The organism is Kitasatospora sp. NPDC001309, assembly GCF_042896295.1.
Classification (GTDB): domain Bacteria; phylum Actinomycetota; class Actinomycetes; order Streptomycetales; family Streptomycetaceae; genus Kitasatospora.
In genome coordinates this window covers 295,183-320,463 of the sequence record NZ_JBIAXC010000003.1, presented here as the reverse complement: position 1 = coordinate 320,463, position 25,281 = coordinate 295,183, and the positions used below count along the sequence as shown (strand labels likewise).

The window sequence follows — 25,281 nt, the reverse complement described above, 5'->3', positions numbered from 1 at the left end:
TCAGGCCTCCAGCGCCGGGCGGAGGTCCCACAGGGTGCGCCAGGTGGCGGCGCCCTGTTCGGCCCGGCGGCGGACCGGGCCGTCCCAGTAGCCGAGCAGCCGGGCCGCGTCCGCCGGGTCGTCCTTGCGGACCACGCCGAGGAGTTGGCCGGGGAGCCGGCCGAGGAGGTCGCCGCCGTCCGGCAGGTAGGCGGCGGTGACGCCGAGTGCGGTGGCGACGGAGACGGCTTCGGCGGTGCTCATCACCGTGGAGGGGCGTTCGACCTCCCAGCCCTCGGTGGAGCGGCCGGTGCGCAGGTCGCGGAAGGCGGTGACCAGGGCCTCCAGGACGGCGTCGTCCACGGCGTAGCCGGCGCCGGCCCGGACGACGGCGACGGTGGACTGGCGGCGGACCAGCTCGACCTCGGCGGCCAGGCTGCCGATCGGGCCGACCGTCTCGAAGTTGAACCGCCGCTTGAGGGCGGCGGACATCTCGCTGACGCCCTTGTCCCGCAGGTTGGCGGTGGCGATCAGGGTGAAGCCGGCCGCGGCGTGCAGCTGGCCGTCCGGGGTGCCGGCCAACTCGGGTACGGCGATGCGCCGTTCGGAGAGCAGGGAGACGAGGGCGTCCTGTACCTCGGGCAGGCAGCGGGTGACCTCCTCGACCCGGGCGACGGCCCCGGTGGTCATCGCGGTGAGCACCGGGGAGGGGACGAGGGCTTCGCGGCTGGGGCCCTTGGCGAGCAGCAGGGCGTAGTTCCAGCCGTACTTGAGCTGGTCCTCGGTGGTGCCGGCGGTGCCCTGGACGGTGAGCGCGCTGGTCCCGCAGACGGCGGCGGCGAGCAGTTCGGAGAGCATCGACTTGGCGGTGCCGGGTTCGCCGACGAGGAGCAGGCCGCGCTCGCCGGCGAGGGTGACGACGCAGCGTTCGACCAGGGCGCGCTCGCCGACGAACTTGGGCTCGACGGCCAGGCTGCGGCGTCCGGCCTTGAGCTTCTCGCCGCCGCTGCCCATGACGAAGGTGACCACGGCGCGCGGGGTGAGGCGCCAGCCGGGCGGGCGCGGGCCGCTGTCGTGGGCGGCGAGGAACTCCAGTTCGGCGGCGTGCTTCTCCTCGGGCGGGACGATCTGCCGTACCGGGGAGTCGGTGGCGGTGGTCCCGGTGGCGGTGGTCCCGGTGGCGGTGGTGTCGGTGGCGGTGGTGTCGGTGGCGCTCATCGGCGGGCCTTCCTGCGCTTGCTGGTCCGGAGCTCTTCGTAGCCGGGGGTGTCGCCGTCGAGGGTGCGCTGCCAGGCGCGGGCGAACAGTTCGGGCACGGGCAGGTGCGGCAGCACCGGCCGGTGGGTGGACAGTTGGTACAGGCCCGCCTTCCAGGTCTCCACCGGCAGGGCGGGGGCCTTGGCCTCCTGCCAGCCGCCGGGGAGGAAGAGGCTGCGGCCGGCCCGGGCCCGCTTCGCCTCCAGCACCAGTGCGCCGGCGGCGAGTTCGGCGCGGGCGCGCTTGAGCCGGGCGGGCTTCCAGCCCGTCCAGCGGGCGGCGTTGCGGTCCGTCGGGTCGGGCAGGGCGAGCAGCTGGAGGTAGAGCGCGGCCGCGTCCTCGCCCAGGCCGTGGGTACGGGCCGCCTCGGCGACCAGCTCGGGGGCGCTGAGCTGCGGGTTCTGCAGCCAGGCCGGGCCCTCGTCGGCGGCCGGCACGGCTGGGGCGCCCGCGGCCAGGCGTTCCGGTTCGCCGCCCAGGATCGACCGGACGGCGGCCAGGTCGGAGCCGGACCAGTAGCCGTCGGTCAGCCCGATGAGCAGGTCGATCAGCGGGTCGTCCGGGCCGGTGAGGCCGGCGGGGCGCAGCCAGATCTGCTCGTACTCGGTGCGGTAGGGGCTGAGGACGACGGCCGGACCGCAGCGGACCAGGCCGTCCGGGTCGGCTCCGCCCTCGGCGGGCCGGCCGAAGTGTGCGCGCAGGACGGTCGACACCGAGGTGCCCTGGGTGGTGCTGACCAGGCCGAATCCGAGCAGCAGTTCGGGGTCGGCGAGCCGGGTGCGCAGCGCGGCGGCGGCCGTGGGCAGCAGCGGGCGCAGCGGGCTGTCGGCGGGCAGGTGGTAGCCGAGCCAGCGCAGGGCGTCGATCGCCCCCGGGAGGGTGCCGGGGCCGGGGGCGGCGGTGGCGTCCGCGGGCTCCAGCTGGAGCGCGGCCCGGCTGCCGGTGGTCAGCCGGTAGGCGGTGGTGCGGGTGAGCCAGGGCGTGCGGCCGGGGTTGAGCAGTTCCTCGATCGTGCCGATGGGCACGCCCTGGACGCCGGCCAGGGCGTCCTCGGGGAGGGTGACGAGGCGTCCGAAGTGCCGGATCCAGGCCTCGGCCGCGGCGGCGGTGTCGGGGCCCTCCGTCCACAGCCGCTTCGGGTCGTCGAGGGGCAGCAGGGCGCCCCAGACGTCGGCGATCGCGTGGTGGTCGTGGTTGCGCAGCCAGGCCTGGGCGGCCCTGACCTCGGCGGTCTTGAGGCCGTGTTCGGCGGGCACCTCGACGTTGCCCCAGTTCAGGAGGCCGGGGGGCGGGCAGAGCAGCAGGGTGGCGCGGGCGGTGCCGATGCCGGTGAGCTCGGCGAAGGCGGCGGCGTGCTCGCTCTGCCAGGGGACGCTGCCGCGCAGGGCGGCGACCCGCCGGAACTTCTCGGTCCAGGCGGTGTTCACCCGCTCCTCGGTGCGGCGCTCCTCCAGGGTGGTGAAGTGGGCGACGGGACCGAACTCTCCGCTCGGGTCGTGGTCGACGGCCCGCCAGTGCGCCGTTCCGTCCTCCTGCTGGTGGCGGTAGTCGAGGATCACCACGGTGCGGTCGCCGCGGCGGAACACCTCGCCCTGGCGGTAGGCCTCCGGCCGGCGGCCCTTGGCGCGCTCGTCCGTCTCGCCGAGGACGACCTCGCGCAGGGTGGCGCCGCGGTCGGCGAGCGGGCCCTTGGTGAGCTCGCCGAGCAGCAGGACCAGGGTGGAGCGGTGCGCCGGCGGGGTGAGCGGGTCGGCGATGGCGTGGGCGAGGACGTCCACCCGGCCGAGCAGGTTGCGCCAGCCGTGGTGGGCCTCGCCACCGCGCAGGGTGACGGTGCCCTGGGCGGTCCAGCCCTCGCCCTCCACGGCGGTCGGGACGGCCGCAGCGGCCGCGGCAGCCTCAGCGGTCGGGGCGGTCGGGGCGGTCGAGGCGGTCGAGGCCGTGAACGCGGCGGTGACGGCGCGCAGGTTGTTGAGCACCCAGTACTGCTCGGAGTCGCCCCAGTTGTTGCCCAGGCCCGGGGTGCCGGGCAGGACGGCGCTGACGGCGTCGCGCAGCTGGTGGTCGCGGCCGTGCTCGGGGCGCCACTCGGCGGCCTCGGCCTTGCTGGGCCGCTCGGCCTCCGGCTGCGGGAGGAACCGGGCGATCCGGTCGAGCAGGTCGGCGGCGGTGCGGGCGAACCCGGCGACGCCGGCCAGCAGCAGCGGGTGGGTGATCGCGGGCAGGGCGGCGCCGACCGCCTCGACCGGCAGGCTGTTGCGGGCCTCGCCGCGCTGGGCGAGCGGGCGCCGTACGCCCTGGACGGTGATCCAGCGCTGCTCGTCCGCGGGGACGGGCTCGGCGTCGACCGGCCAGGCGAGGTCCACCAGCCGGGCGGCCTGTTCGGCGGTCAGGGCGCGCAGCACCCGGGAACCGGCCTCGTCACGGGGCCTCAGGGCGTGCCAGTGGTCGTACGGCGGGACCAGGGCGGTACCGGCGGCGGAGAGTTCGCCCGACCGGCAGGAGCGCAGGTCGGCGGTGCGGTCGGAGCGCTCGGCCAGGTCGGGCAGGCCGAGGTCGAGGAACTCGCCGGTGCGGCTGACCACCGGGCCCCGCGCGCCGGGCAGGGCGAGCCGGCCGACCGGGAGGATGTGGGTGTCGGTGCGCTCGTTCAGCGGCAGGACGATGCGCTGCCCGTCGGCGGTGAAGGTGGTGACGGCGCGCCCGGGGTCGTGCCGGACCCAGCTGCCGAGCACGGTGCCGTCGGTGCCCAGCGGGGTGCCCTCCAGGCCGGGCTGCAGCGGCAGCAGGCCGGTGCTGCCGGTGACGAGCCGGCCGGCCGCTGCGGTGGCGGCGATCACCGGCGGTTCGGCGGCCCGGCCCAGGGTGCCGGTGGCCGGGTCGAGTTCGCGCAGGACGGGGGTGCCGTCCGGGGCGTGGCGCAGTGTCCAGTACCCGGTGCCGTCGCCGAGGACGGGGTGCTCCTCGGGCAGCCGGGTGTCGCCGGGGTGCAGCGGGCGGGCGCCGGTGGTGCGGCCGCCGCCGGGCAGCGGGAGGGAGGTGTCGTCCGGGTGGCGTTCGCCGTAGTAGTAGCCGGCGATGGTGCGGCCGGTCAGTTCGAAGGTCTGGTCCGGGCGGCCGGACCAGTAGGCCTTCTGCTCGTTGCCCTCGTACCAGACGACGAGGAGCTCGCCGTCGACCAGGCGCAGCCGGGGCCGGTTGCGCACGCCCGGCAGCGGGGGCACCCGCAGGGTGTGCTCCAGCAGGATGGCGTCCGGGCCGACCACGAGGGCCCGGTCGTGGCGGGCGAGGACGAGGTACGGCCAGGCGTCCTCGACGGTCAGGTCGTTCAGGCCGCGGGGGCGGTGTCCGGGGGCGGTGTCCGGGAGGGCGTCGGCGGCGGGCGGGTCGGCGAGCCGGGCGAGCGCCTCCTCCAGGGCGGGCCAGCCGAGTTCGTCCAGGATCCCGGCGGCGAGGGCGCCGGCGAGCAGCCCGGCGACGTCGAGCGCGGCGATCTTCTCGGCGGCGGCCGGGGCGACCGTGCGGATGGCGGTGCGGTGCGGGGTCAGCGAGCGGACCAGGTCGACGGCGCCGGCCAGGCCGCGGACGGCGGTGAGTTCCTCGGCGCGCTCCTCGGCCCACTCCCGGAACAGCTCGTTCAGCAGGGGGAGCGCGGCACAGCGGTGTTCGACGGCCTGCGCCCAGGCGCCGGGGGCGGAGCGGCGCAGCAGCGGCCGGAAGCGTGCGTCGGCGGCGACGGCGGCGAGCGAGCCGCCGATGGTCCTGGCCCCGTCGGTCGCGGCGCTCGGAGCGTCGGTCGGAGCGCCGGTCGGAGCGTCGGCGGCGGCCGGGCCGCTCTGGGTGACCCACTCGCGCAGGTCGAAGCCCAGGCCGGCCGGCGGGTCGGCCACCGGGATGCCCTCGGCCAGCAGGAGCTCCAGCAGGTCGAGCCGGGTGAGGCTGCCGCTGATGCCGGTGAAGAGGTCGACCGGGACGGCGTCGGCGCGCAGCCGCTCGACCATCCGGCCGGCCAGCGCGAGGGTGGCCGGGCAGCCGGGCCGGTTGCGCCAGCCGCGGCCGAGGTGGTTGCACCAGCGCCGGAGCCACTGCGCGGCGGGCTCGGCGCCCTCGGCGCGCGGGCCGGTGAGCAGGTCCTCGGCGCCGGTGGCGGCGAGGACGGCCAGCCAGGCGGAGTCCTGGGCGGCGGCGTCGGTGCCGCCGGCGGCCGGGTCGGGCAGCAGTTCCAGCAGCCGGGTGCGGACCGCGGCGTCGTCGCTGCCGAGCTCGACCAGGGCGCCGTGCCAGGACTTCCAGAACGCGGCGGGCGCCCGGTTGACCGCGGGGGACTCCAGCAGCTCGGCGAGCAGCGCCCGTTCGTGCGCGGCGCGGTCCAGCCCGGCGGCCCGGATCAGCGCGCGGGCGTCCTCGGCGACCCCGGCGTACGGGGCCATGCCGGCCGCGGAGCGCTCGGTGCACAGCTGGCGGAAGCGCAGCCAGGCGGTCTGCGGGTCGAGCCGCCGGGCGAGCTCCTTGACGTACTGGCGCAGGGACTTGACGGTGAGCGCGCCGGCCAGGGCGAACTCCAGGAAGACGGCGCGCAGCCGCTCCTCGTCGACGGCCAGGTTGTGGGTGCGCTCGGCCTCGCGGGCCTTGCCGAACCAGGCGGCGGCGTAGGTCTGGTTGCCGTGGGTGAGGAAGATCCGGCCGACCTCCTCGCAGAAGGTGGGCAGGAAGTGCGGGACGGCGCGGCCGAGCCGGGTGGCGAGTTCGTCGAAGCCGTCCTTGGCGGCGCCGGGCTTGGACCGGGCCTGGCGGGCCAGCCGCTCCAGCTCCTTGACCAGGGCGAGCGCGTGGTGCCCGTTGGCCGGGTCGTGGACGAGTGCCCAGGCCGGGAAGCCGAGCGCCTCCTGGCGGACCTGGCCGACCTCGGCGGGCGCGCCCTCGGGGGCGAGGCCGAGGAAGTCCAGGGCGAGGTCCTCGGCGGGGCCGAGCGCGCCGGGGACCAGCCGGACGATCCGGCGGCCGTCCAGCGCGGGGTGGGTGTAGCCGCGCGCGGTCAGCACGTCGGCGGCACTGTCGGGGCGGCCGGCGTCGGCCAGGGTGCCGGGCGGCAGGACGGCGCCGGCGTCGAGCAGTGCCTCGGGCTCCGCGGCGCGCTGCTGCGGGACGGTGGTGGTCATCGGGCCGGTGGTCATGCGGCGTCCTCCCCTTCGATCGTGCGGCCCGCGTGGAGCGCGGCGGCCATCCTCATGCCCTCGGACCAGGCGACCGGCCCGACCTCGGCGAGCGGCAGGGACCGGCCGTCGGGGCCGGCCCAGCTGAGCGCGCCCGTCTCGCAGGCGTCGTACTCGTAGTAGTCGCCGACCCAGACCCGGGCCTCGACGGTGCGGCCGCCCTCGGTGATCGGCTGGACGGCGGAGCCGCCGCGGACCCGGCAGCCGAGCCGGGCGCAGCGCCCGACCAGCTCGCGCAGTTCGCGGTAGCGGCCGCCGGCGTAGGTGTGGACCTCGGTGCCCGCGGCCGGCTCCTCGGGGCGGTGCCAGACCTCGCGGTAGAGCTGCTGGACGCGCTGGGAGACGCCGAGTTCGACGGCGAACTCGCGCAGGTCGTCGAGGTCCGGGAGGAGCACCGGGTGGGGTATCAGGACCTGGCCGTCGGTCAGGCGCACGGTGTCGCCGTCGAGGTCGACCAGGCCGAGGCCGCGCTCGGCGTCGGCGTCGCGCAGGAAGCCGGCCACGGCGCCGTCCGCGCCGGTGACCACGACGTCCCGCAGGACGGACTGCCAGGCCTCGTCGGGCCAGACGGCGGCGAGCACGGCGGCGGGGACCGGCAGCGAGCGCACCATCCACCGCTCGACGTCCTCCTGGCAGCGCCGCTCGTGCGCGGCGAGCCATTCGGCGAGTTGCTTGAGCTGGGTGACCACCGGGTCGTCACCGAGCTTCGACGGGACGGACTTGAGGGGGCGGCCCGCCGCGTTGCGGCACACCACCCGGCCCTCTCCGTCGAGCGTGACGCGGTACCCTCCCGCGCCCGTTTCCACCCATGCCACAGCCGTACTCCTCCCACCGGGGAACGTCGTTCGGATCGCCCCGCTGACCAGCGATGCGAGGAACGTAGCGAGGGTCACTGACAACGCGACGGGCGGGGGGAGGCGGCCGGGGAGCGGACGAATTGAAACCACTCGAACGGGTGGTCGATCGGGTACGCAGGACCGATCCGCGGCCCTGCGGACGCGTGAAGGCGGCGCCACCCCGTCCGGGTGGCGCCGCCTTCACGGCCGACCGGCCCCTCAGCCCGTCGGCGCCCGCGGGACGATGACCGGGGCGCCGTCGTCCGGGGCCGCCAGGACGTGGCTGTCGATGTCGTACAGCGCCCGCACCAGCGGCGCGTCCACCACCTCCCGGGGCGGCCCGCAGGCCACCACCGCGCCGTCCCGCAGGGCGACCAGCAGGTCGGCGTAGCGGGCGGCGGCCGCGAGGTCGTGCAGCACCATCACCACCGTGCGCCCGCCGGCCGCGACCGTACGGACCAGTTCCAGCACCTCCACCGCGTGGCCGAGGTCGAGCGCGCTGGTCGGCTCGTCCAGCAGCACCACCGGGGCGTCCTGGGCGAGCACCATGGCGAGCCAGCAGCGCTGCCGCTGGCCGCCGGAGAGCTGGTCGAGGCGGCGGTCGGCGAGGGCGTCGACGCCGGTGGCGCGCAGGGCCTCGGCGGTGAGCCGCTCGTCGTCGGCCGACCACTGGCGGAACAGTCCCTGGTGCGGGTGGCGCCCGTAGCGGACCAGGCCGGCCACGGTGACCGCCTCGGGGGCCTGCGGGCTCTGCGGGAGCAGCGCGACCCGGTGGGCGGCCCGGCGCGGGCTCAACCGCCAGATGTCCTCGCCGCCGACCAGGATCCGCCCGCCGTCCGGCCTGTGCAGCCGGGCCACCGCCCGCAGCAGGGTGGACTTGCCGCAGCCGTTCGGGCCGACCACCGCCACCACCTGCCCGGCGGGCACGGTGAGGTCGATGCCGCCGAGCACCGGGCGGCCGGGGCGGTACCCGGCGGTGACGCCCTGGATCGTCAACTCCATCTCTCAGCCCCCCGGTTCCGCGCGCTCAGGAACCGGACAGGGCCTTGCCGAGGTCGCCGATGACGACGTCGGCCGCCAGCGGGCCGCCCCGGGTGGACCAGACCGAACCGTCCACGGTGACGGCGTGGTTGTTCTTCACCGCGTTCAACTGCTGGTAGGCGGGCTTGGACTGGACGTCCTTGAGGGCGGCCTTGCCGTCGTCGGTGAGGGTGGACAGGAACAGCCAGTCGCCGTCGATCTCGGCGAGCTTCTCCAGGCTGAGCGCCGGGCTGTGGGCGTTGCCGTCCTTGTCCTGGGCGGCCGGGCGGGTGAGGCCCATGTCGAGGGCGACGCCGCTCGCGAACTGCTTCTTCTCCATCCAGCTGGGGCCGGTGGGGTTCCAGCGGACGATGGAGACGGCGGCGCCCTTGTTCTTGCCGAGGTCGGCACCGGCCTTGGTGGCCTTGGCCTGGTAGTCGTCGATCACCTTGGTGGCCTGGTCGAGCTTGTTGACGGCGTTGCCGATGCCCCGGAAGGCGAGCTTCCAGTCGTCGGTGGGCGCCATGGTGACCAGGGTGGCGGGGGTGATCTCGCGCAGCTGCTTGAGCACCTGCTCGTCCTGCATGTCCCCGGCCAGGATGAGGTCGGGCTTGGCGGCGATCACCTTGTCCATCACCGGCTGGAGCAGGTTGCCGACCACCGGCACGCCCTGGACCTTGTCCTTGAGGTACGCGGGCGGCTCGTTGAGCCCCTGGCCGTTGGTGATGCCGGCCGGCTTGAGGCCGAGGGCGAGCACCGCGTCGAGGTCCTCCTGGGTGAGGGTGACGATCCGCTTGGGCTCGGCGGGGACCTCGACGGCCTTGCCGGTGGCGTCCTTGACGGTGCGCTTGCCGCCGTTGGCCGCGTCCGCCGCGCTGCCCGGGGCGGCGGACGCGGAGTTGGAGGGGTCCGCAGACGTGGACGAGGACCCGGAGGAGCCGCACCCGGTGAGCAGGAGGGCGGCCGCCCCGGTGACGGCCAGCGCCTGGGCCGCGCGGCGGCGGACGGGGTGGAGCGGGCTCTGGGCGTACGGCATGGGTGCCTCCGGGGCGCGGGTGGTACGGGAGTTGGGGGCGTCCGGGCAGCCCGGCACGACGGCGGTGCCGGCGGGACGCTCCGGCCATTAGGTTAGCCTTACCTTATGACATCGTCGCAAGTGGGCGCCCCCGAAGCGCCCGCCGTCACCGCGCCCGGCGCCCCTCCCCCACCGGCCCGCCCCCTCCGGGACAGCGCCTGGCCGGTCGCCGCCGGGGCGGTCGCGGTGCTACTCGCGCTCACCGCGCTCTCGCTCTCGGTCGGCGCCGGCGAGGTCGGGCCGGGACGGGTCCTGGACTACCTGCTCGACCGCGACGGCGCCCGCGCCGACAGCCGACTCGCCCTCGTCGTCGGCGAGTTGCGGCTGCCCCGCACCCTGACGGCGCTACTGGTCGGCGCCGCCCTCGGCGTCGCCGGCGCCCAGCTCCAGTCGGTCACCCGCAACCCGCTGGCCGAGACCGGCCTGCTCGGCGTCAACGCGGGCGCCTCGCTCGGCGTCGTCCTCGGCATCGCCGTGCTCGGCGTGCAGACCTCCTACGGGTACCTCGCCTTCGCCTTCGGCGGCGCCGTCCTCGCCAGCACCCTGGTCCTGCTGATCGCCGGCAGCCGGGGCGGCGGCTCCCCCATGCGGCTGGTCCTCGGCGGCTCCGCCGTCGGCGCGACCTTCGGCGGCATCACCGGCGTGCTCATCGTCAACTCACCCGAAGCGTACGACCGTTACCGGGTCTGGGTGCTCGGCTCGCTGGCCGGGGTGGAAGGCTGGACGACCCTGGGCCAACTCGCCCCCGTCCTCGGCGCCGGCTTCCTGCTCGCCCTGCTCACCACCCGGCCGCTCACCGCCCTCGCCCTCGGCGACGACCTCGCCCGCGGCCTCGGCCACCGCCCCGGCGCCACCCGCGCCGCCGTCGCCGCCGCCGTCACCCTGCTCACCGCCTCGGCCGTCGCCCTGGCCGGGCCGATCTCCTTCCTCGGCCTGCTCGCCGGCTTCCTGGCCCGCGCCCTCGCCGGGCCCCGGATCGGCCGACTCACCCTGTTCGCCGGGCTGTTCGGCGCCGCCGTGCTCACCGGCGCGGACGTGCTCGCCCGGGTGGTCGCCCGGCCCTTCGAGGCGCCGGTCTCGGTGATCGTCGCCCTGGTCGGCGCCCCCGCGCTGATCGCCATCGTCCGCTCCCGCCGCTCCGCCGCCCTGGCGATCGGCGACCCCGCCGCCGAGGCCCCGCCCGTCCAGCGCGCCGAACCGCGCCCGGCGCGGCCGGACCCGGCCCTGCGGTACGGCGCCTGGTCCCTGCTGGTGCCGCGCCGGCCGCTGCTCGCCGGACTCGGCCTCGCCGCCGCCCTGCTCGCCGTCGTGGTCGTCTCCGCGCACGCCGGACAGAGCGAACTCGGCCTCGGCAAGACCTTCCAGGCCGTGTTCGGCTACGGCGAGCGGCTGGACGTCCTGCTGGTGCAGAAGTTCCGCCTCGGCCGGATCGTCGCCGGACTCGCCGCCGGAGCCGCCCTCGGACTCGCCGGCTGCCTCACCCAGACCCTGGCCCGCAACCGGCTCGCCACCCCCGAACTCCTCGGCGTCAACGACGGCGCCACCGCCGCCGTACTGATCTCCGCCACCGCCTCCGGCACCTTCGGCGCCTGGTGGGCCGGACCGCTCGGCGCGCTGGCCGCCGTCCTGGTCGTCACCCTCGTCTCCGGCGGGCTCGGCGCCCGCGGCTACCGGGTGCTGGTCGTCGGACTCGCCATGTCGGCGCTCGCCTCGGCCGTCATCCAGGTCGCCCTCGCCCGGCGCTCGCTCAACTCCGCCGGCTCGCTGTACGTCTGGACCTCCGGCAGCCTCAACGGCCGGGACTACGCCATCGCCACGCCCGCGCTCGTCGGACTCGCCGTCCTGGTGCCGACCGCCCTGGTGGTGGCCCGGCGGCTGGCGGTGCTGCGCTTCGACGACAGCGTGGCCGCCTCGCTGGGCGTCGACCCCGGGAGGGTCCGGCTCGCCTGCCTGCTGCTCGCCGTCGCCCTCGCCGGGCTCGCCGTCGGGATCTGCGGGCCGGTCGGCTTCGTCGCCCTCGCCGCACCCGTACTCGCCGCCCGGCTCGCCGGACCGACCCGGGTGCCGGTGCTCGGCTCCGCGCTCACCGGCGCCCTGCTCGTCGTGCTCGCCGACACCCTCGGACGGGTGCTGATCGGCGGGGTGGAGATCCCCGTCGGCATCGTCACCACCGTGCTCGGCGGCCCCTTCCTGCTCTGGGTGCTGCTCGGGCGCCGTACCAACTGATCCTGGAGAGACAGACGTTGAACGCCTTCCCGCTGATCGCACCCGACCCGGACGACGCCGCGTACCGGCTGGTCACCTTCATCTCCACCGAACAGGACTGCGACGGCGTGCTCGCCCTCGTCCACACCGTCACCGACAAGGACCGGCACGCCGGCGACCTGACCCCCCACCTGATGGAACGCCGGGGCGGCCGCTGGGAGATCACCTACCGGCTGCGCGCCGACCACCGCGCCTCCTACCAGCTGCACCCCTTCCACGGCGCGCCCCCCGGCACCACCCGCGCCGACTGGCTGCACGTCCTCGACCACGCCCGCCCCGACCCCCGCGACAGCGAACCCCGCCTGCCCGCCCGCGACGGCCGCCACCCCGCCTCCGTGCTCAGCCTGCCGCAGGCCCCCGCCCAGCCGTACGTCCGGCGGCGCGAGGACGTACCGCGCGGGCGCACCCTCCCCCGCACGGTGGCCGGGCGGCGGGTCGACGTCCACCTCCCCGCCGGGTACGGACCCGGCCTCGGCCCGTACCCGGTCGCGGTACTGCTCGACGGCGAGATGTGGGGCGAGGTGCTCTCCGTCGGCGACACCCTCGACAACCTGACCGCCGACGGCGCGATCCCGCCCACCGTCGCCCTGCTGGTGCACACCATGGGCCCCGGCCGCCCCGACGACCTGAGCTGCAACCCGGCCTTCGTCGACCTCCTCGCCGACCGCCTCCTGCCCTGGGCCGCAGCGGAGTTCGACGCCACCGACGACCCGCGCCGGACCGCCATCGCCGGCCAGAGCGCCGGCGGCCTCACCGCCGCCTACGCCGCCTTCCGGCGCCCGGACCGCTTCGGCAACGCCCTCTCCCAGTCCGGCTCCTTCTGGTGGCCCGACGAGACCGAGTTCGACGCCGGCAGCGAGTGGCTCACCCGCCGCTTCGCCGCCGAACCCCACCGGGACGCCCGGTTCTGGATCGAGGTCGGCCTCCAGGAGTGGATGCTCCTCACCCAGAACCGCCACCTGCGCGACGTGCTCACGGCACGCGGCTACGACCTCCACTACCAGGAGTTCAACGGCGGCCACGACTACGCCTGCTGGCGCGGCGGCCTCGCGGACGGGCTGGCGCACCTGCTGGGCCGGGCGTCGGCGAACGACCCGTGCTAGCGTCGCCGACGGCAGCGCGACGGCGCCCGCCCCGGACGAGATGTGCGCCGTACCCGGCCCGCCAAGACGACGCACACCCAGGGAGTCGTCATGACCGCCGCCGACGCACCGATCGCCCGTCCGCTGGACGTGCCGTGGATCCACGGCTCGCCGTCCGCGAAGCACGACACGGACCCGGAGATCCAGGTCCACCCGTACGACGAGAACACCGTCATCCTGCGGCAGAACAAGGCGGTGCACTACGAGGCGCCGTTCCTGTTCCTGCTCTTCGGGGCGGACCGGGCGGTCCTCATCGACACCGGAGCGACCGCCGAGCCCGCGTACTTCCCGCTCCGGGCGATCGTCGACGGCCTGATCGCGCAGTGGCTCACCCGCAACCCCCGCGACCACTACCCGCTGCTGGTCCTGCACACCCACCCGCACGGCGACCACGTCGCGGGTGACGGGCAGTTCGGCGACCGGCCGGACACCGCCCTGGTCGGCGCCGACCGGCCCACCGCCTGGGCGTACTTCGGCTTCGACCACGACCCGGAGGCCACCGCCCGCGTCGACCTCGGCGGCGGGCGGGTCCTGGAATGCCTGGCCACCCCCGGCCACCACCCGGCCGCCGTCACCTACTACGACCCGTGGACGGGCTTCCTGCTCACCGGCGACACCGTCTACCCCGGCCGGCTCTACATCGACGACTGGCCCGCCTTCGGCCGCAGCATCGAGCGCCTGATCGCGTTCACCCGGGAGCGGCCCGTCACCCACGTCCTCGGCTGCCACATCGAGATGACCCGCGAACCCGGCGTCGACTACCCGATCCGCACCACCCACCAGCCCGACGAGCCCCCGCTCCAGCTCACCGTCGACCACCTGCACCGCATCCGCGCCGCCCTCGCCGAACTCGGTGACCGGCCGCGGCGGCACGCGCTGGACGACCTGATCCTCTGCCCCAACAGCTGAGGGGCCGGGCGGTCACGCCGGCCCGGGTGGGCCGGCGCGGGTGCTGACGGTCGGCCCGTATCGGTGGTCTTGCACGCCTGACGACCGCTCGGCATAGTTGCGTCACATCCCGCCGGGCACATCCCGCGGAGCCGTTCACTCCCGAACTTGACATGGACAGGACGCATACCCCTCAGGAAGGAGTGTCCTCTCATGGCACGATCCGAGCGGGTCTCCCGCAGCCGGCGCCGCCTCCGGGGTGGCGGCCACGCCACGGTCGGCATCACCGCGGTCCTCCTCACCGCGATGCCCGTGACCTCGGCCCCGGCCGCCCCGCATCCCCCGCGCCCGATCTACGTCTTCGCCCACAACCTGAACTCCGCCGACCAGGTCGACAACGCCCTCGCCGCCGGCTACAACGGCGTCGAGGTCGATGCCGCGTTCAACGTCTCCGGCGCGTGCGGCGGCACCAGGCAGTGGGTCTCCTGCGACCCCGGCAACCCGGCGTCGGAGAGCGTCGACCCGGTCAACATCAAGCGGAAACGCACCGGCGCGGTATTCGACGCACTCGCCAACGCCCGGCGCAGCGGCAAGAACCTCGCGGCCGTGTGGGTCGACATCAAGTCGTCCTCCGACGGCGACCAGCCCGCCCAGATCAGCACCCTGCGAGGCCTGGTCCGCGACAAACTGCTGGCCGCCGGGATCAGGGTGATGTACGAGGTGCCCTACTCGTCGAGCAGTGACGCCGCCTGGAACGCGCTCAAGCAGAACCTGGACCCCCTGGAGTCGACGGCCGTGACCGGCACCTACGCGCAGGGCGCGACACCTTCTCAAGGGAGGGCGGCGGAATCCCCGCCAGGCACCGGTTCGCCACCGACGGTTCGGCGGTCTTCGCCACGTTGACCGGGACCTGCATGAAGACCAACGGCGACAAGGTCACGGGGCTCAGGGACAGCGTCGCCAACCGTGAGGCGGGGAACATCGCCGGCGTCTTCGCCTGGACCATGGGCTCCTCACCCGACGGTGCCGACTGCGCGGCACGGATGCTCGGCGAGATCGGGGTCAACGGCGTGATCGCCGGATCCCGGCTCTCGGACTACCGCAAGGAGACCGACACCGACGTCGCGGTGAACAACATCACGGACTGGGTCAGGAGGCACCCCGCCCAGGCGCGGATGGCCACCGTCCGCGACACCCTCTTCGGCTGAGCCGGAGCCGCGGCAGCTCCGACTCAGCCCGGCCGCCTGCCCTGCTAACTCTGCTTGATCGCGGAGATGTCGAACTCCAGCACCACCTTGTCGCCGACCAGCACGCCGCCGCCCTCCAGTGCCGCGTTCCAGGTCACCCCGAACTCCTTGCGGCTGATCGTCACCGAACCCTCCAGGCCCACCCGCAGGTTGCCGTACGGGTCCACCGCGTTGCCGGTGTACTCGAAGTCGATGGCGACCGGGCGGGTGGTGTCCTTGATGGTGAGGTCCCCGGTGACCCGGTAGTCGGTGTCGGACTTGGCCTCGACCGAGGTCGAACGGAAGGTGATGTCCGGGAAGTTGGGGGCGTCCAGGAAGTCGTTGGTGCGCAGGTGCTGGTCGCGCTGCTCGACTCCGGAGTCGATGCTCTCGGCCTTGATCACCACCTGGCCGGTCGACCGCGTCGGATCGGCGCCGTCCAGGTGCGCGGTGCCCTCGAACTGCCCGAACGCGCCCCGCACCTTGGTCACCATGGCGTGCCGGGCGACGAAGCCGATCCGGGAGTGCGCGGGGTCGAGGACGTAGTCCCCGGTGAGCTCGGGAAGCGAAACGGTCATCAGGTACCTCCAAGGGGTGGCCCGGGGTCCGGGCGTCAGCTTGCAAGGTGTCAGCCCAATGCAGTATCACCCCGCCCGCCGCGCGGCACCACCGTGCCAAGTTCCCGCCAACGGGTGAAGCCCTCTCAGTCCCGGTACGGGACCAGCCGCGCCAGGTCCAGCTCGAAGCCGAACGGCTCGGGGATCCGGATCGTCTCGCCGAACTCCCGCTCGGTACGGGTGTGGTAGCGGTCGCGGTTCGGCTCCGAGAACAGGGTGACGGTCTTCTGACGCGGGTCGATGATCAGATAGAGCGGGAAGCCCATCCGCGGGTAGTCCCGAACCTTCCCCGTCCAGTCGTTCTCGGGGTTGGACGGGGAGACGACCTCGACCGCGATCAGCGCGAGCTCGGCCGGGATCTCGTGGCCGCTGAGATCGACGACGTCCTCGGGCAGGTAGGTGAGGTCGGGGTTGCGCACGGCGCCCGCCCCGGGCGAGGAGAGGTCGCTGTTCCCGGTCGGGAAGTACCCGGGCGGGCAGTGGGCCTCGAACTGGCGCTGGACGAGCGCGAGGTTCAGTTGGTGGATCGAGGACGGCGACGCCTGCATGACGATGATCTCGCCAGACAACTCGACCTTGTAGCCGTCCGGAATGCTGCGCCTGGCCTCTTCGAGAAGACGGTAGTGCTCGGGATTCATGCGATCTCCTCCGGTGGTCCTGCCACCGTACGGTAGTCGGGGCAAGCGGGATGTCGCTCCCGCCCGCCCCGATCGCGGGCCCCTCAGCCCTCCGGGGGCGGGGGTGGGCCCTGGGCCGGGAGGCGGCGGGCGAGGAGGGCTCCGGCGGCGACCAGTGCGGCGGTGACGGCGAGGGCGAGCCGGTAGGGGGCGGGGTCGGCGCCGTCGCCGAGGGCGCCGATCAGGGCGGCGGTGGCGGCGATGCCGATGGCGCCGCCGAGGGTGCGCAGAATGGTGAACAGGGCCATCGCCCGGCCCATGGCGGGCGGCGGGATGTCGGCGAAGCCGGCGATCTGGACGGTGAGCACGGCAGTGCCCAGCACCAGTCCGACGGCGAACATCAACGCCCGTACGGCCCAGGGGTTCTCGGCGAGGCCGAGGGCGGCGAGGATCGCCGCGGCCAGCAGCAGGGCGGGCAGGGCGAGGCGGCGCGGGCCGAGCCTGGGCAGCAGCCGGTCGACCACCTGGGAGGCGGCCATCAGGCCGATCGCCTCGGGGAAGACGCTGAGCCCGGCGTCCAGGGCGGTGGCGCCGCGGGCGGCCTGGTAGAGCAGCGGCAGCACGAACAGGGCGCCCATCAGACCGGCCGAGGTGAGCAGCGCCAGCCAGCTCGCCGCGCCGTAGGAGCGGTCGGCGAGCAGCCGCAGGTCCACCAGCGGTTCGGGCGAGCGGAGCTGGTTGCGTACCGCGAGCCCGAGCAGGGCGGCTCCGGCGAGGCCGCCGAGCCAGACCGCCGGTGCCGTCCAGCCGTGGGCCGGGCCGAAGCCGAGGGCGTAGGTGAGCAGGCCGAGGCCCGGGGTGGCGAGCAGGAAGCCGCGGGTGTCGAAGCGGCCGGCCGGGGGTTCCGGTTCGGTCCGCAGGGCGGCCAGGCCGAGTGCCACGGCGGCGATGCCGACCGGCAGGTTGACCAGGAACAGCCAGTGCCAGGAGAGGTGTTCGGTGAGGAAGCCGCCGAGGGGCGGTCCGAGGGCGGGCATCAGGGCGGTCGGCACGATCAGGATCCGGCCCAGGCGCGGGCGCTCCTCCGGCGTGAAGGCGCGGAACAGCAGGGTCATGCCGACCGGGGTGAGCAGGCCGCCCGCCACGCCCTGGACGGCGCGGGCGGCGGCCAGGGCGCCGAGGCCGGGGGCGGCGGCGCAGAGTGCGGAGGCGAGGGTGAAGACGGCGAGCGCGCCGAGGAAGACCCGCTTCACGCCGTACCGGTCACCGAGCCAGCCCGCCACCGGCAGGCCGAGGGCGAGGCCGATCAGGAAGGCGGTCTCGACGGAGTTGGCCGCCGGGACGGGCCGGCCGAAGTCCTCGGCGATCCGGTACAGCGCGGGGTTGACGATGGTCGAGTCGAGGCCGTTCATGCACATCGCGGCGGTGTACACGACGACCACGGCGGCGCGCCCCGCGAGCAGGGGGCGCGCCGGGGACGCGACGGCGGGAGGGGTCACAGGTCGGTCCAGTGCGCGGTGATCCAGGCGAGGGCGTCGGGGCGGGCGCAGGGGCCGTGGGCGACGCCCCAGCCGGGCGGGACGGCGGCGAAGGCGGGCCACAGGGAGTGCTGGCCCTGGCCGTTGACGAGGGCCAGGAACTCGCCGTCGGCGTCGAAGGGGTTGGCGGGGGCGTCACTCATGGTCGGGGTTCTCCAGGTGGTCGGCGATCACGCTCGCGATGTGCGCGATCGGGGCGGGCAGGGTCATGTCCTTGTGCGAGCAGGCCACATCGGTGTTGTCGATCCGGCCGGTCACGTAGGGGGCCCAGAGTTCGGGCACCAGGGTCTCGTCGATGGTGTCGACGGTGGCGCGGAAGAACCGGACGTCGCCGTGGAAGGGGCGGTGGTCGTAGCCGCGCACCAGGTGGTTGGTGTTGAGGTAGATCTCGTTGAGCGCCGTCACGGTGGACCGGTCCAGCCCGGCCAGCGGGCTGCCCTCGCGGCCCAGCAGCTCAATGACGGAGTCGAGTTCGAGCGGCTGCCCGGCGAGGTCGTCGGGCCCGAAGCCGCCCATGGTGAGCAGCGCCTCCAGGGCTTCGGCCTGGTCCGGGACGGGCAGTTCGCGGAAGCCCTCGGCCGGGTAGGCGTCCAGGATCGCGAGCAGTTCGACCCGCTGGCCGAGCTCCTGGAGCCGGACGGCGACGGCGTGGGCGATGATCCCGCCGGTGGACCAGCCGAGCAGCCGGTACGGCCCCTCGGGCTGGACCTCGCGCAGCCGGTCGGCGTAGTGCGCGGCCAGCTCCTCCATCGTCGCGGGCAGCGGTTCGCCGACGGTGGCGGCGCCGACGCCCTGGGCCTGGAGGCCGTAGAGGGGGACGTCGGCCGGGAGGTGGCGGATCAGGCCGGTGTAGCACCAGCTGAGGCCGCCGGCCGGGTGGATCGCGAACAGCGGGGCCCGGCGGCCGGGGGCGGTGGGGCGCAGCGGGAGCAGCACGTCCAGGGCGTCGGCGCCGGGGGCGCCCTCGGACAGGGCGGCGTCGAGCGCGGCCACGCTGGAGGCCTGGAACAGCGCGCCGATGCCGACCTCCAGGCCGAGCACCTCGCGGATCCGGCCGGCCAGCCGGACCACCAGCAGGGAGTGGCCGCCGAGCGCGAAGAAGTCGTCCTCGACCCCGACCGCCTCCAGGCCCAGGACCTCGGCGAAGAGCTGGCAGAGCTGCTGCTCGCGCGGGCTGCGGGGCGGGCGGCCGGCTCCGGCGGCGGGGGCCTCGGGGGCGGGCAGGGCCCGGCGGTCGAGCTTGCCGTTGGCGGTCAGCGGCAGCCGGTCGACCGGGACCACGGCGGAGGGGACCATGTGGGCGGGCAGTTCGGCGGCGGCGTGGGCGCGCAGGTCCTCGGGCGAGGCGGCGGGGGTGGTGGGGGTGGCGGGGGCGGTGGGGGCGGTGGGGGCGGTGGGGGCAGTGGGGGCGGTGGGGGCGGTGGGGGAAGTGCCCACGACGTAGCCGACCAGGCGCTTGTCGCCGGGGGTGTCCTCGCGGACCACCACGGCGGCGTCGGCGACACCCGGGTGGGCGGCCAACACGGCTTCGATCTCGCCGAGTTCGATCCGGAAGCCGCGCAGCTTGACCTGCTGGTCGGCGCGGCCGAAGTACTCCAGCACGCCGTCCGCGCGGCGCCGGGCGAGGTCGCCGGAGCGGTACATCCGGGTGCCCTGCTCGCCGAAGAGCCCGGCGTACGGGTCGGCGACGAAGCGGGTGGCGGTGAGTTCGGGCCGGCCGAGGTAGCCGCGGGCCAGGCCGGCCCCGGCGACGTACATCTCGCCGGTGACGCCGGGCGGGACGGGCTGGAGGTGCTGGTCGAGGACGTAGACCCGCAGGTCGGGGATGTTGACGCCGATGGTGCTGCTGCTGGTGGCGGCGGCGCTCGCCCGGTCGAGGGCGATGTACGAGACGTGCACGGTGGTCTCGGTGATGCCGTACATGTTGACCAGGGTCGGGGCGTCCTGCGGGTGCCGGGAGTACCAGTCGTCGAGGCGGCCGAGTTCGAGCGCCTCGCCGCCGAACACCACGTAGCGCAGGGCGAGTTCGCTGCCGGGACGGTCGCGGTCGGCGGCGCTGAGCTGGTAGAAGGCGGACGGGGTCTGGTTGAGCACGGTGACGCGCTCGCGGGCGAGCAGGTCGAGGAAGGCCGCCGGGTCGCGGCTGACCAGGTGCGGGACGACGACCAGCCGGCCGCCGTACAGCAGCGCGCCCCACAGTTCCCAGACCGAGAAGTCGAAGGCGTAGGAGTGGAAGAGCGTCCAGACGTCCTGGGCGTCGAAGCCGAACCAGTGGTCGGTGGAGCTGAACAGCCGGGCGACGTTGCGGTGGGTGACGGGCACGCCCTTGGGCCGACCGGTGGAGCCGGAGGTGTAGATGACGTACGCGGTGTCCTCGGCGCGCAGCGGACGGGTGCGTTCGTGCTGGGCGAGCGGGGTGGCCGGGTACCGCGCCGACTCCGGCCCGTCGACCAGGAGTCGGGGGACGTCGTGGACGGGCAGCCGGGGGGCGGTGGCCCGGTCGGTGAGCAGGGCGGCGGGGGTGGCGTCGGCCAGCATGTAGGCGAGGCGGTCGGCCGGGTAGTCGGGGTCGAGCGGGAGGTAGGCGGCGCCGGACTTGGCGACCGCGAGCAGGGCGACGACCAGGTCGACCGAGCGGGGCAGGGCGAGCGCGACGATGGTGCCGGGGCCGATGCCGTGGGCGGCCAGCAGGCGGGCCAGGCGGTCGGCGTGGGCGGAGAGTTCGGTGTAGTCGAGTCGGTCGTCGCCGCAACTGACCGCTACGGCGCGCGGGTTGGCGGCGGCCGCGGCCTCGAAGAGCTCGGGCAGGGTGGCGGTCGGGTCGGTGGCCGCCGGCACGGGCGCCGTCGGCACGGCTGCGGCGGACGGGGTGAGGTTCCACTCGACCAGGGCGCGCCGGCGCTCCTCCGCGCTGATCAGCGGCAGCCGGCCGATCGGGGTGTCCGGGGCGGTGGCGGCGGCGGTGAGCAGCCGGGTGAGGCGGTCCGCGAGGGCGGTCGCGGTGGCGGGGTCGAAGAGGTCGGTGCGGTACTCCAGGAAGCCGCCGATGCCGCCGCCGGGCCGCTCCCCCGCGTTGAGGGTGAGGTCGAACTTGGCGGTGCCGCTGGGGATCGCGGCGATCTCGGCGGTCAGGCCGCCGCCGAGCGCGAGGGGTTCGTCGGCGCGGCTCTGCCAGGCGAGCATCACCTGGAACAGCGGGTGGCGGGCGAGCGAGCGGGCCGGGTTGAGCTCCTCGACCAGGCGGTCGAAGGGCAGGTCGGCGTGCTCGTGCGCGGCCAGCACGGTGCCGCGCACGCGCCGGAGCAGCTCCCGGAAGGACGGGTCGCCGGCGGTGTCGGTGCGCAGCACGGCGGAGTTGACGAAGTAGCCGACCAGGGCGGCGGTCCGCTCGTCCTCGCGCCCGGCGAGCGGGGTGCCGACGGGGATGTCGGTGCCGCAGCCGTGCCGGGTGAGCAGCGCGGCGAGGCCGGCCTGGACGGCCATGAACACGGTGCCGCCGGTGGCGCGGGCGAGCGCGGCGAGGGCGGTGTGCGCCTCGGCGCCGAGGGCGAAGGGGACGGTGGCGCCGTCGTGTCCGGCCAGCGGCGGGCGGGGGCGGTCGGTGGGCAGGTCGAGCTGGTCGGGCAGGCTGGCCAGGGCGGCACGCCAGTGCTCGGTCTGCCGTACGGCGAGCGGGGTGGGTGCGTCCACGGTGCCGAGCAGCTGTCGCTGCCAGGCCGCGTGGTCGGCGAACTGGACGTCCAGTGGGGCGAGTTCGGGCGCGCGCCCGGCCTGCCGGGCGGTGTAGGCGGCGGCGAGGTCGTGCAGCAGCGGGGTGGTGGAGGCGCCGTCGCCGGCGATGTGGTGGAGCAGCAGGAGCAGGGTGTGCCGCTCGGGCCCGTGGCCGAACAGCGTGGCGCGCAGCGGGGGTTCGGCGGTGAGGTCGAAGGCGTACCGGACGGCCTCGGCCAGCTCGCCCTCGACGTCCGGGAGTTCGACCGGCGCGGGCGGCAGGATCCGCTGGTACGGCGTGCCGTCCGGCTCCTCGCCGTAGACGGTGCGCAGGACTTCGTGCCGGGCGGTGAGGTCGCCGAGGGCGAGGGCGAGGGCGGCGCGGTCGAGCGGGCCGGTGAGGGTGAGGGCGAGCGGGATGTTGTAGGTGGGGCTGGGGCCTTCGAGCCGGTGCAGGAACCAGAGGCCGCGCTGGGCGGGCGAGAGCGGCATCCGCTCGGTGCGGGGCACGGGCACCAGGGCCGGGCGGGGTTCGGCGGGCCCGGCCGCGGGGGGCCCGTCCTGCGCTGCGAGCCGGAGCAGGGCGGCGAGGGCGGCCGGGGTCGGGTGGCGGAAGACGTCGGCGAAGGCGACCGGTGCGGCGAAGGTCTCGCGCAGCCGGGCGGCCAGCCGACCGGCGAGCAGGGAGTGGCCGCCGAGGTCGAAGAAGGACTCCTCCCGGCCGGGTGCGGCGGGCAGGCCGAGGACGTCGGCGAACAGCCCGCAGACCAGTTCCTCCTGCGGGGTGGCGGCGGCCGCGCCGGGGGTGGTGGCGGCGGGCTCCGGGAGGGCGCGGTGGTCCAGCTTGTCGTGGGCGGTGCGCGGCAGTTCGTCCAGCAGCAGGACGGCGGCCGGGACCATGTGGGCGGGCAGCCGGGCGGCGAGCGCGGCGCGCAGGGCCTCCGGGTCGGGGCCGGAGACGGTACCAGTGGGGAGTTGACCGGTCGAGAGTCCACCGGTGGCGGGGACGACGTAGCCGAGCAGTCGTTTGCCCTGCGGCCCGGGTCGGGCGATCACCACGGCCTGGGCCACGCCCGGCAGTTGGGCGAGGACGGCGGCGATCTCGCCGGGTTCGACCCGGAAGCCGCGGATCTTCACCTGGTCGTCGGCGCGCCCGAGGAACTCCAAGGTGCCGTCGGGGCGGCGGCGGGCGAGGTCGCCGGTGCGGTACATCCGGTCGCCGGGCGGGCCGAAGGGGTCGGCGAGGAAGCGTTCGGCGGTGAGGTCGGGGCGGCCGAGGTAGCCGCGGGCCAGGCAGGCACCGGCCACGTACAGTTCGCCGGTCACGCCGTCGGGCGCGGGGCGCAGCGAGCCGTCCAGGACGTAGGCGCGGGAGCCGCGCACCACCCTGCCGGTCGGGGCGCCGTCCGGGCCCGGGGTCCAGGCGTAGGCGTCGACGGTGGTCTCGGTGGGGCCGTAGAGGTCGATCGGGTGCAGGCCGGGGACGGCGGCGAGCCGCTGCCAGAGGGCGGGCGGGGTGGCCTCGCCGCCGACCGCGAGCACCGAGGGGCGGTGCCGGTCCTCGTCCAGCACGCCTTCGGCGAGGAGGACTTCGAGGTAGGAGGGGGTGAGGTCGAGGTAGTCGATGCGCTCGCGGTGGAGGTGGGCGGCGAGGGCGGCCGGGTCGCGGTAGGTGGCGTCGTCGAGCAGGTGGAGCTCGTGGCCGTGGACCATCCACAGCACCGGGTCCCAGGAGGCGTCGAAGGCGAAGGAGGCGCTGTGGGCGATGCGCAGGCGCTCGCGGCCGGTGCGGCGGACGGCGGGGGCGATGTGGTCCTCGCCGTGGCCGGCGTGCAGGTTGGCGAACGAGGCATGGGTGACGACCACGCCCTTGGGGCGGCCGGTGGAGCCGGAGGTGTGCAGCACGTAGGCGGCGTCGTGGAGGCGCGGGGCCGGCAGGGGCGCCTCGGGGCTCCCGGGGGCCTCAGGGGCCGCGGTGGCACCGGGGGCCTCGGCGTCGGACGGCCGTACGGTGGGCAGGCCGGGCGGCAGGTCGAGGTCGGCGAGCGCCTCGGGGGTTCCGACGGCGCAGACCGGGCGGGCGTCGGCCAGCACGGCGGCGAGCCGCTGCCGGGGGTGGGCCAGGTCGAGGCTGACGCAGGCGCCGCCGGCCTTGAGCACGGCGAGCATCGCGACCAGGGTGTCCGCGCTGCGCGGCAGGGCGAGGGCGACGGGCGCGCCGCCGTGGACGCCGAGGCCGCGCAGCCGGTGGGCGAGGCGGTCGGACCGGCTCTCCAACTCGCCGAAGGTGAGGGCGGTTTCGCCGCAGCGGACGGCGACGGCGGCCGGGGTGCGGGCGGCCTGGGCGGAGAACAGCTCGGGCACGGTCCGCTCGACCGGGGGTTCGGTGCGGCCCTCGGTGGCGCGGCGCAGGGCGTCGGCGTCCAGCAGGTCGATCCGGGCGATCGGCGTCGTCGGGTCGGTGAGCAGCAGCTCGGTGAGGGCGTCGAGGTAGCGCAGCAGGCCGTCGCGGTGGGCGGCCAGCGAGTCGGCGCCGTGGCGGGCCGGGTCGGCGTCGAGGAGCAGGCGCAGGCCGCCGTCGGGGCCGGGCGAGACGTTCACGGCGAGGTCGTCGACCGGTCCGGCGGCGAGGTTGCGGACCACGCCGGGCAGGCCGGCCAGGTCGAGGTCGGCCTCGAAGGCCTTGACGTTGACCATCGGGCCGAACAGGGCGCGGCGTCCGCCGGTGCGGCCGAGGTCGCGGCGCAGGTCCTCCAGCGGGTAGCGCTGGTGGCGGCGGGCGGTGCGCAGGGCGCGGACCACCTGGCGCAGCAGGTCCTCGGCGGTGTCGGCGGGGCGGACGGCCAGGCGCAGCGGCAGCACGTTGGCGGCGGCGACGGGCGTGCGCAGGGCGGCGGGGCCGCGGCGGTTGGCGAGCGGGAGGCCGAGCAGGACGTCCTCGGCGCCGGTCAGGCGGTGCAGGTAGCCGGCGGTGGCGGCGAGGAGGAGCTCCGCCCAGGTGGCGCGGGCCGCGGTGGCGGCACGCTCCAGGCGCTCGCGGGTTCCGGCGCGGAGGGTGGCGGTCAGCCGCAGCGGGGTCGACTCGGCCCCGGGCCGCCCGGAGCGCTCGGCCCCGGAGTGCTCGGCCCCGGAGTGCTCAGCCCCGGGATGCACGGCGGGGGTGCCCGGCAGGACGGCCGGGGCGTCGGCGCCGGCAAGGTGGGCGGACCAGTGGGCGCGGTCGGTGCGGTAGTCCTCGCCCGCGCGGTAGGCGGCCTCCTCGGCGGCGGCCTCGGCGAGGCGGGCGAAGGGGCTGGGGCCGGGGTCGGCGCCGGTGGTGCGGGCGGTGTAGTGGGCGGCGACGCGGTCGCCGAGGAGGGTCAACGCGTAGGCGTCGACGGCGAGGTGGTGGATCCGGCGGTACCAGATCCGCTGGTCGTCGGCGAGCCGGATGAGCGCCTGGGTGAACAGCGGGCCGGTGGTGAGGTCGGCCGGGCGGGCGAGGTCGGCGCGCATCCAGGCCTCGGCCTCGGCGGACGGCTCCTCGGCGGCCCGCAGGTCGAGGCGGTGCAGCGGCCAGCGGTGACCGGGGGTCAGGCGCTGGTGCGGGGTGCCGTCCGGGCCGGTGACGACGACCGCGCCGAGGGCCTCGGCCTCGTCCACGGTCTGCCGCAGGGCCGCCTCGAAGGCCTCCTCGTCGAGCGGTCCGGTGATCTCGACGGCGTCGCCGGTGTTGTAGACCGGGCTGGCGGGGTCGAGCGACTGGGCGTACCAGACGGCGGCCTGGGCGGCGAGCAGCGGGACGTCGGCGGACCGGGCCCCGGTGGGCTGCTGATCGACGGGCTGCTGATCGGCGGGCTGCGTTTCGACGGCGGGCATGGTGCGGAGAGCTCCTCGGGGGATCCGGAACGCCTTACT

At 75.6% G+C, this 25,281-nt stretch carries 15 protein-coding genes and 1 riboswitch; of the genes, 5 read left to right on the top strand and 10 right to left on the bottom strand.

Features of this window, described 5'->3' with window-relative positions:
• The 5 genes from ACFY2K_RS05320 to ACFY2K_RS05300 form a co-directional block, all read right to left on the bottom strand.
• The gene (locus tag ACFY2K_RS05320; RefSeq protein ID WP_387709700.1) at positions 1–1,197 is read right to left on the bottom strand and encodes an AAA family ATPase; all 1,197 of its coding nucleotides are present in this window, start codon (positions 1,195–1,197) and stop codon (positions 1–3) included.
• Positions 1,194–6,410 (bottom strand): hypothetical protein, encoded by a 5,217-nt coding sequence (locus ACFY2K_RS05315; RefSeq protein ID WP_387709698.1) that lies wholly within the window; start codon positions 6,408–6,410, stop codon positions 1,194–1,196. Before ACFY2K_RS05315 ends, ACFY2K_RS05320 begins: the two co-directional genes overlap by 4 nt.
• Entirely contained in the window at positions 6,407–7,264 is an 858-nt protein-coding gene (locus ACFY2K_RS05310) for a DUF4132 domain-containing protein (RefSeq protein WP_387709696.1), read from the bottom strand. Before ACFY2K_RS05310 ends, ACFY2K_RS05315 begins: the two co-directional genes overlap by 4 nt.
• A 240-nt stretch (positions 7,265–7,504) precedes the next feature.
• The gene (locus tag ACFY2K_RS05305; protein WP_380643190.1) at positions 7,505–8,287 is read right to left on the bottom strand and encodes an ABC transporter ATP-binding protein; all 783 of its coding nucleotides are present in this window, start codon (positions 8,285–8,287) and stop codon (positions 7,505–7,507) included.
• Positions 8,288–8,312: 25 nt separating this feature from the next.
• The gene (locus ACFY2K_RS05300; RefSeq protein ID WP_375892002.1) at positions 8,313–9,341 is read right to left on the bottom strand and encodes an ABC transporter substrate-binding protein; all 1,029 of its coding nucleotides are present in this window, start codon (positions 9,339–9,341) and stop codon (positions 8,313–8,315) included.
• Between the two features lie 105 nt (positions 9,342–9,446).
• Between ACFY2K_RS05300 and fhuB the strand changes: the two genes are divergently transcribed.
• The 5 genes from fhuB to ACFY2K_RS05275 all read left to right on the top strand — a co-directional run bounded on the left by fhuB (position 9,447) and on the right by ACFY2K_RS05275 (position 14,883).
• The gene (gene fhuB, locus ACFY2K_RS05295; RefSeq protein WP_380523156.1) at positions 9,447–11,606 is read left to right on the top strand and encodes a Fe(3+)-hydroxamate ABC transporter permease FhuB; all 2,160 of its coding nucleotides are present in this window, start codon (positions 9,447–9,449) and stop codon (positions 11,604–11,606) included.
• Between the two features lie 17 nt (positions 11,607–11,623).
• Positions 11,624–12,748 (top strand): enterochelin esterase, encoded by a 1,125-nt coding sequence (gene fes, locus ACFY2K_RS05290; protein ID WP_387709693.1) that lies wholly within the window; start codon positions 11,624–11,626, stop codon positions 12,746–12,748.
• A gap of 16 nt (positions 12,749–12,764) precedes the next feature.
• Positions 12,765–12,824, top strand: a riboswitch (guanidine-III (ykkC-III) riboswitch).
• A 14-nt stretch (positions 12,825–12,838) separates the two neighbouring features.
• A complete protein-coding gene (locus ACFY2K_RS05285) occupies positions 12,839–13,696 on the top strand; it encodes an MBL fold metallo-hydrolase (RefSeq protein ID WP_387709692.1) in 858 nt (285 codons plus the stop codon).
• Between the two features lie 192 nt (positions 13,697–13,888).
• Positions 13,889–14,578, top strand: coding sequence for a hypothetical protein (locus ACFY2K_RS05280; protein WP_387709690.1), 690 nt, complete (start codon positions 13,889–13,891; stop codon positions 14,576–14,578).
• An 11-nt stretch (positions 14,579–14,589) separates the two neighbouring features.
• The gene (locus ACFY2K_RS05275; protein ID WP_387709688.1) at positions 14,590–14,883 is read left to right on the top strand and encodes a hypothetical protein; all 294 of its coding nucleotides are present in this window, start codon (positions 14,590–14,592) and stop codon (positions 14,881–14,883) included.
• A gap of 44 nt (positions 14,884–14,927) precedes the next feature.
• On the opposite strand, the gene ACFY2K_RS05270 is transcribed toward ACFY2K_RS05275, so the two are convergent.
• The 5 genes from ACFY2K_RS05270 to ACFY2K_RS05250 form a co-directional block, all read right to left on the bottom strand.
• A complete protein-coding gene (locus tag ACFY2K_RS05270) occupies positions 14,928–15,479 on the bottom strand; it encodes a YceI family protein (protein ID WP_380586928.1) in 552 nt (183 codons plus the stop codon).
• Positions 15,480–15,604: 125 nt separating this feature from the next.
• Positions 15,605–16,156, bottom strand: a complete 552-nt coding sequence (locus ACFY2K_RS05265) for a Uma2 family endonuclease (RefSeq protein WP_387709686.1) — start codon at positions 16,154–16,156, stop codon at positions 15,605–15,607.
• Positions 16,157–16,239: 83 nt separating this feature from the next.
• Positions 16,240–17,634: a DHA2 family efflux MFS transporter permease subunit gene (locus tag ACFY2K_RS05260; RefSeq protein WP_387709684.1), complete on the bottom strand. Its 1,395-nt coding sequence runs from the start codon at positions 17,632–17,634 to the stop codon at positions 16,240–16,242.
• On the bottom strand, positions 17,631–17,816 hold the full coding sequence (locus ACFY2K_RS05255) for an MbtH family protein (protein ID WP_375892016.1): 186 nt from the start codon (positions 17,814–17,816) through the stop codon (positions 17,631–17,633). The genes ACFY2K_RS05260 and ACFY2K_RS05255 overlap by 4 nt, the downstream gene beginning before the upstream one ends.
• Positions 17,809–25,242 carry an amino acid adenylation domain-containing protein gene (locus tag ACFY2K_RS05250; RefSeq protein ID WP_387709682.1) on the bottom strand — a complete coding sequence of 2,478 codons (7,434 nt, stop codon included), beginning with the start codon at positions 25,240–25,242 and terminating at the stop codon, positions 17,809–17,811. The genes ACFY2K_RS05255 and ACFY2K_RS05250 overlap by 8 nt, the downstream gene beginning before the upstream one ends.
• Positions 25,243–25,281: the final 39 nt, after the last annotated feature.

Bases quoted from the DNA above. Each gene is read 5' to 3' on its own strand.
- ACFY2K_RS05320 (WP_387709700.1), bottom strand. From the start codon at position 1,197: ATGAGCGCCACCGACACCACCGCCACCGACACCACCGCCACCGGGACC.
- ACFY2K_RS05315 (WP_387709698.1), bottom strand. From the start codon at position 6,410: ATGACCACCGGCCCGATGACCACCACCGTCCCGCAGCAGCGCGCCGCG.
- ACFY2K_RS05305 (WP_380643190.1), bottom strand. From the start codon at position 8,287: ATGGAGTTGACGATCCAGGGCGTCACCGCCGGGTACCGCCCCGGCCGC.
- ACFY2K_RS05300 (WP_375892002.1), bottom strand. From the start codon at position 9,341: ATGCCGTACGCCCAGAGCCCGCTCCACCCCGTCCGCCGCCGCGCGGCC.
- fhuB (WP_380523156.1), top strand. From the start codon at position 9,447: ATGACATCGTCGCAAGTGGGCGCCCCCGAAGCGCCCGCCGTCACCGCG.
- ACFY2K_RS05285 (WP_387709692.1), top strand. From the start codon at position 12,839: ATGACCGCCGCCGACGCACCGATCGCCCGTCCGCTGGACGTGCCGTGG.
- ACFY2K_RS05280 (WP_387709690.1), top strand. From the start codon at position 13,889: ATGGCACGATCCGAGCGGGTCTCCCGCAGCCGGCGCCGCCTCCGGGGT.
- ACFY2K_RS05275 (WP_387709688.1), top strand. From the start codon at position 14,590: ATGAAGACCAACGGCGACAAGGTCACGGGGCTCAGGGACAGCGTCGCC.
- ACFY2K_RS05270 (WP_380586928.1), bottom strand. From the start codon at position 15,479: ATGACCGTTTCGCTTCCCGAGCTCACCGGGGACTACGTCCTCGACCCC.
- ACFY2K_RS05265 (WP_387709686.1), bottom strand. From the start codon at position 16,156: ATGAATCCCGAGCACTACCGTCTTCTCGAAGAGGCCAGGCGCAGCATT.
- ACFY2K_RS05255 (WP_375892016.1), bottom strand. From the start codon at position 17,816: ATGAGTGACGCCCCCGCCAACCCCTTCGACGCCGACGGCGAGTTCCTG.
- ACFY2K_RS05250 (WP_387709682.1), bottom strand. From the start codon at position 25,242: ATGCCCGCCGTCGAAACGCAGCCCGCCGATCAGCAGCCCGTCGATCAG.